Annotated in this window: 4 protein-coding genes and 1 pseudogene; 1 reads left to right on the top strand and 4 read right to left on the bottom strand. The window is 70.5% G+C overall.

Features of this window, described 5'->3' with window-relative positions; translation table 11 throughout:
- From AC27VN_RS34930 to AC27VN_RS34915, 4 genes and pseudogenes are all read right to left on the bottom strand, one after another.
- Window positions 1-281: pseudogene (locus AC27VN_RS34930) on the bottom strand (amidohydrolase family protein); the annotation flags it as partial.
- Window positions 282-309: 28 nt separating this feature from the next.
- A complete protein-coding gene (locus AC27VN_RS34925) occupies window positions 310-1,308 on the bottom strand; it encodes a Bug family tripartite tricarboxylate transporter substrate binding protein (RefSeq protein WP_490879565.1) in 999 nt (332 codons plus the stop codon).
- A gap of 36 nt (window positions 1,309-1,344) precedes the next feature.
- On the bottom strand, window positions 1,345-2,571 hold the full coding sequence (locus AC27VN_RS34920) for a CaiB/BaiF CoA transferase family protein (RefSeq protein WP_093352740.1): 1,227 nt from the start codon (window positions 2,569-2,571) through the stop codon (window positions 1,345-1,347).
- Window positions 2,572-2,606: 35 nt separating this feature from the next.
- A complete protein-coding gene (locus AC27VN_RS34915; protein ID WP_093352737.1) occupies window positions 2,607-3,386 on the bottom strand; it encodes an enoyl-CoA hydratase/isomerase family protein in 780 nt (259 codons plus the stop codon).
- A gap of 273 nt (window positions 3,387-3,659) precedes the next feature.
- Here AC27VN_RS34915 and AC27VN_RS34910 point away from each other — a divergent pair.
- A partial coding sequence (locus tag AC27VN_RS34910) for an iron-containing alcohol dehydrogenase (protein ID WP_490879564.1) occupies window positions 3,660-3,984 on the top strand: 325 nt, incomplete at its 3' end.

Here is a 3,984-nt window from a genome sequence, read left to right as displayed (position 1 = left end):
GAGGGCCGGCCCTCGGTGGCCGCGAGGCCGGTGAGCCAACGGGTTTCGGCCACGGGATCGGCGCGTTCCCACTCGGCCTCGATGTGCACCGTGCGCGCCGGCGCGAAGCCGCGCGTGTCGCGCGCGAGATCGGCCGGCAGGTAGTTGCGCTTCAGCGCCGAGTAATCGCCGTAGCGGAAGTTCGGCACCGTCTCGCCCTGCAGCCAGGGATAGGGATGCGCATCGAGGTGCCAGAAGTGCTGATGCGCGTCGACGAAGGGTTCGCTGAATTCGAAAGCCATCGCGCGATTCTCGGCCGTGCGCCCGGCCTCAGCTCGAGAGGTTGATCTTGCCCGCGAGCGCCTTGAAGAACTCGCTCTCCTTCGCCATCACCGCCTCGAGCGCGGCGTCGTCGGCATAGGTGTCGGTGCTGAAGTGCAGCTTGGCCAGCGCCTCGAGCCAGGCGGGCTCCTTCACGGCCTTCGCGACCGCGCCCTTTAGCACGGCGATCACGTCGTCGGGCGTGCCGCGCGGCGCCGACAGGCCGCGCCAGATGCCGATCGACAGGTCGATGTTGCGCTCCTTGAGCGTCGGGATCTTCTCGAAGCCGTCGGCCACGCGCCGGTCGGCCATCACGGCCAGCGCCTTGAGCTTGCCCGCGGCCACGTAGCTCGACACCTCGGCCGTGCTCACGGTCACCGCGTCGATGTGGCCGCCGAGCAGCGCCAGCACCGCGGGCGCGCCGCCGGCATAGGGGATGTGGTTGAACTTCGCGCCGGTCTTCTCGGCCAGCGCGGCGGCCGCCATGTGCCAGGTCGAGCCATGGCCCGCATTGCCCACGCGGATGTTCGCGTCGCCCTTGCGCGCGGCCTCTAGGAACTGCTCGAGCGTGGCGTAGGGCGCATCGGCGCGCACCACCACCGCGGCCGGGTCGGCATTGAGCCGCGCGATCGGGCGCAGGTCCTTGTACGAGAACTTGGCCAGGCCCAGGTGGTTGAGAAAGGTCAGCTCGGTCGATGACAGCACGATGCGGTAGCCGTCGGGCTTGGCGTTGACCACGTCGCCCAGCCCGAGCACGCCGCTGGCGCCGGGCTTGTTGATCACGACCACCGGTTGCGGCAGGTACTTGGCGACCGCCGCGCCGAAGGCCCTGCCCACCACGTCGGCGCCGCCGCCGGCCTGCCAGGGCACGACCAGCTCGATCGGCTTGTGCGGATAGGGGCCGGCCTGCGCCCGTGCGAAGCCGGGTGCGAGCAGCAGCGCACCCGAGAGCGCGGGGATGGCGCCGAGCCAGCGGCGGCGCGAGAGGTCGATGGTGCTTTCCTGCATGGTCTTGTCTCCGTCTCGTTGTGTTTCTTGCGTGTCTCAGTCCGCCGTCGCGTCGGCCGCGGCATGCGCCGCGCCGAACGCGCCGTTGCTTCGCAGCGCGGCGATGTCCTCGGCCGTCATGCCGATCTCGCCGAGCACCTGCTCGGTGTGCTGGCCCAGCAGCGGCGCCGGATGCCGCACCTGCTGCGGCGTGCCGCCGAGTTTGACCGGAAAGCCCAGGGCGCGTGTCTCGCCCTCCACCGGATGCTGGATCTTCAGCACCATGTTGCGCGCCACCGCCTGTTCGCTCGCGAGGGCCTCGGCGTAGTCGTAGATCGGCGCGGCCGGCACGCCCGCGGCCAGCAGCGCATCGACCCATTCGGTGGCGGTGCGGCGCGCGAACTCGCGCTCCAGCTCCTCGATCAGCACGACGCGGTTGCGGATGCGCAGCACGTTGTCGGTGAAGCGCGCGTCGCGCACCAGGTCCTCGCGCCCGATCACGCCGCACAGTGCGGTCCAGAGCTTGGGGTTGGCCGCGCCGATGACGAAGGGCCGGTCGGAGGCGCGCACCGCCTGGTAGGGCGCGCTCATGCGGTTGGCGCTGCCGATCGGCGTGGGCACCTGGCCCGTGCCCCAGTACTCGGCCGACTCCCACACCGACAGGCCCAGCGCGGTCTCGAACAGCGAGGCGTCGACGAACTGGCCCTCGCCCGTGAGGCCGCGGCCGATCACCGCGCTGAGGATGCCGTAGGCCGCGAACAGGCCCGCGCCCAGGTCGGCCAGCGGTATCGCCGACTTCACCGGCGGCTCGCCCGGATGGCCCATCACGCTCATCACGCCGGTCATGGCCTGCGCGATCAGGTCCAGGCCCGGGCGCTTGGCCCAGGGGCCGGTCTGGCCGAAGCCCGAGATGCTCGCGTACACCAGCCGCGGGTTGAGCTGGCGCAAGGTCTCGTAGTCGATCTTCAGCCGCGCGGCCACGCCGGGGCGGTTGTTCTCGACCAGCACGTCGGCGTCCTTCACGAGGGCGTAGAAGGCCTCGAGCCCGGCCGGGTTCTTGAGGTCGATCTCGATGCTGCGCTTGTTGCGGTTGAGCGCGAGGAAGCCGCCGCTGTCGGCGCCCTTGAGGCGAAAGCCCATCGAGCGGCGGGTCTGGTCGCCGATGCCGGGCGTCTCGACCTTGATGACGTCCGCGCCCATGTCGCCGAGCAGCATGCAGCAGAAGGGGCCGGCCATGATCTGGCTGACGTCGAGGACCTTGATGCGGGAAAGGGGAAGGGTCACGCGGGGGCTCCGGATCTGAAAGGAGGGTGGCGGGCTCAGCGGCCCGTGAAGACTGGCTTGCTCTTGGCCAGGAAGGCCTGGAAGCCGATGCGGAAGTCCTCGGTGTCGAAGCAGGCGTAGGCCTCGGCGTTCTCCTCGGCCGACAGCGGCGCGGGCTGCGCGAGCCGGCGCACGAACTTCTTGTGCCAGCGCGCCACCAGCGGCGCCCCGTTGGCGATGCGCCGCGCGGTCGCGTAGCCCTGTTCGAGCACCGCGGCGTCGTCGACCACGCGGTTCACCAGGCGCTTCTCGAAGGCCTCCTTGGCATCGAACACGCGACCCTCGAGCACGATCTCGAGCGCGGTCGCGCCGCCGACCAGGTCGACCAGCCCGCCGAGCTCGCCGTACGACATCACCAGGCCGAGCTTGTTGACCGGCACGCCGAAGCGGCTCGAGCTGCCGCAGATGCGCATGTCGCAGACGGTGGCGATCTCGAGCCCGCCGCCCACGCAGGCGCCCTCGATCACCGCCAGCGTGGGGTGCTTGCTGGTGGCGATCGCATGCATCGCGCGGTGCGTGACCTCGGCATAGGCGGCGGCCTGCGCCGCGTTGGCGCGGCTGCGCTGGAACTCCTCGATGTCGGCGCCGGCCGAGAAGGCCTTGCCGCCCGCGCCGCGCAGCACCACGCAGCGCAGCTCGTCGTCGGCCGAAAGCTCGGCGAAGGCATCGGCCAGGCCCTGCCACATGACCTGGTCCATGGCATTCATCTTGTCGGGCTTGTTGAGGGTCACGGTCGCGATGCGGTCGTCGCGCTCGACCAGGATGAGCGAGGTCATGTCGGCTTGTCTCTTTCGTAGGGGGCGGGTTGCGAACGGGCCGAAGTCTAGGGAGCGGTCCGCGCGCGGCCAAACGAAAAAAACTGGGGCGGTCTTCAAGAAAAACTCGCGCCTGGCAGGGGCTGTGGCTTGTGAATTTTTCTCGCCCGGACTTCAAGTAAATCCACGTTGCCGCCCCCGGCACCCGTTCCTAGACTCGCGGCCCACGACGACCGGTGCCGCTTCGAGCGAGACACCGGCACCCGGACCACCGCCGAGACAAGGAACCCGCGCATGGCGCTCATCAACTACATCACCCAGATCCAGATCGACTTCGGCGCCGTGCAGCTGCTGGCGCAGGAGTGCGACCGCCTCGGCATCCGCCGCCCGCTGGTCGTGACCGACGCCGGCGTGCGCGCCGCGGGCGTGCTCGAGCGCGTGACCGCGCAGCTCGGCGCGGGCCGCGAATTCGTCGTGTTCGACGGCACGCCCTCCAACCCCACCGAGCGCGCGATGCGCGCGGCCGTGGCGCTCTACGCCGAGCACCGCTGCGACGGCATCGTCGCGGTCGGCGGCGGCTCGCCGATCGACCTCGCCAAGGGCGTGGCCGTGTGCGCCA

Source organism: Variovorax sp. 20P10.2.4 (assembly GCF_058244205.1).
The sequence above is the reverse complement of the archived record's forward strand: the minus strand, read 5'-3'. Positions and strand labels throughout refer to the sequence as shown.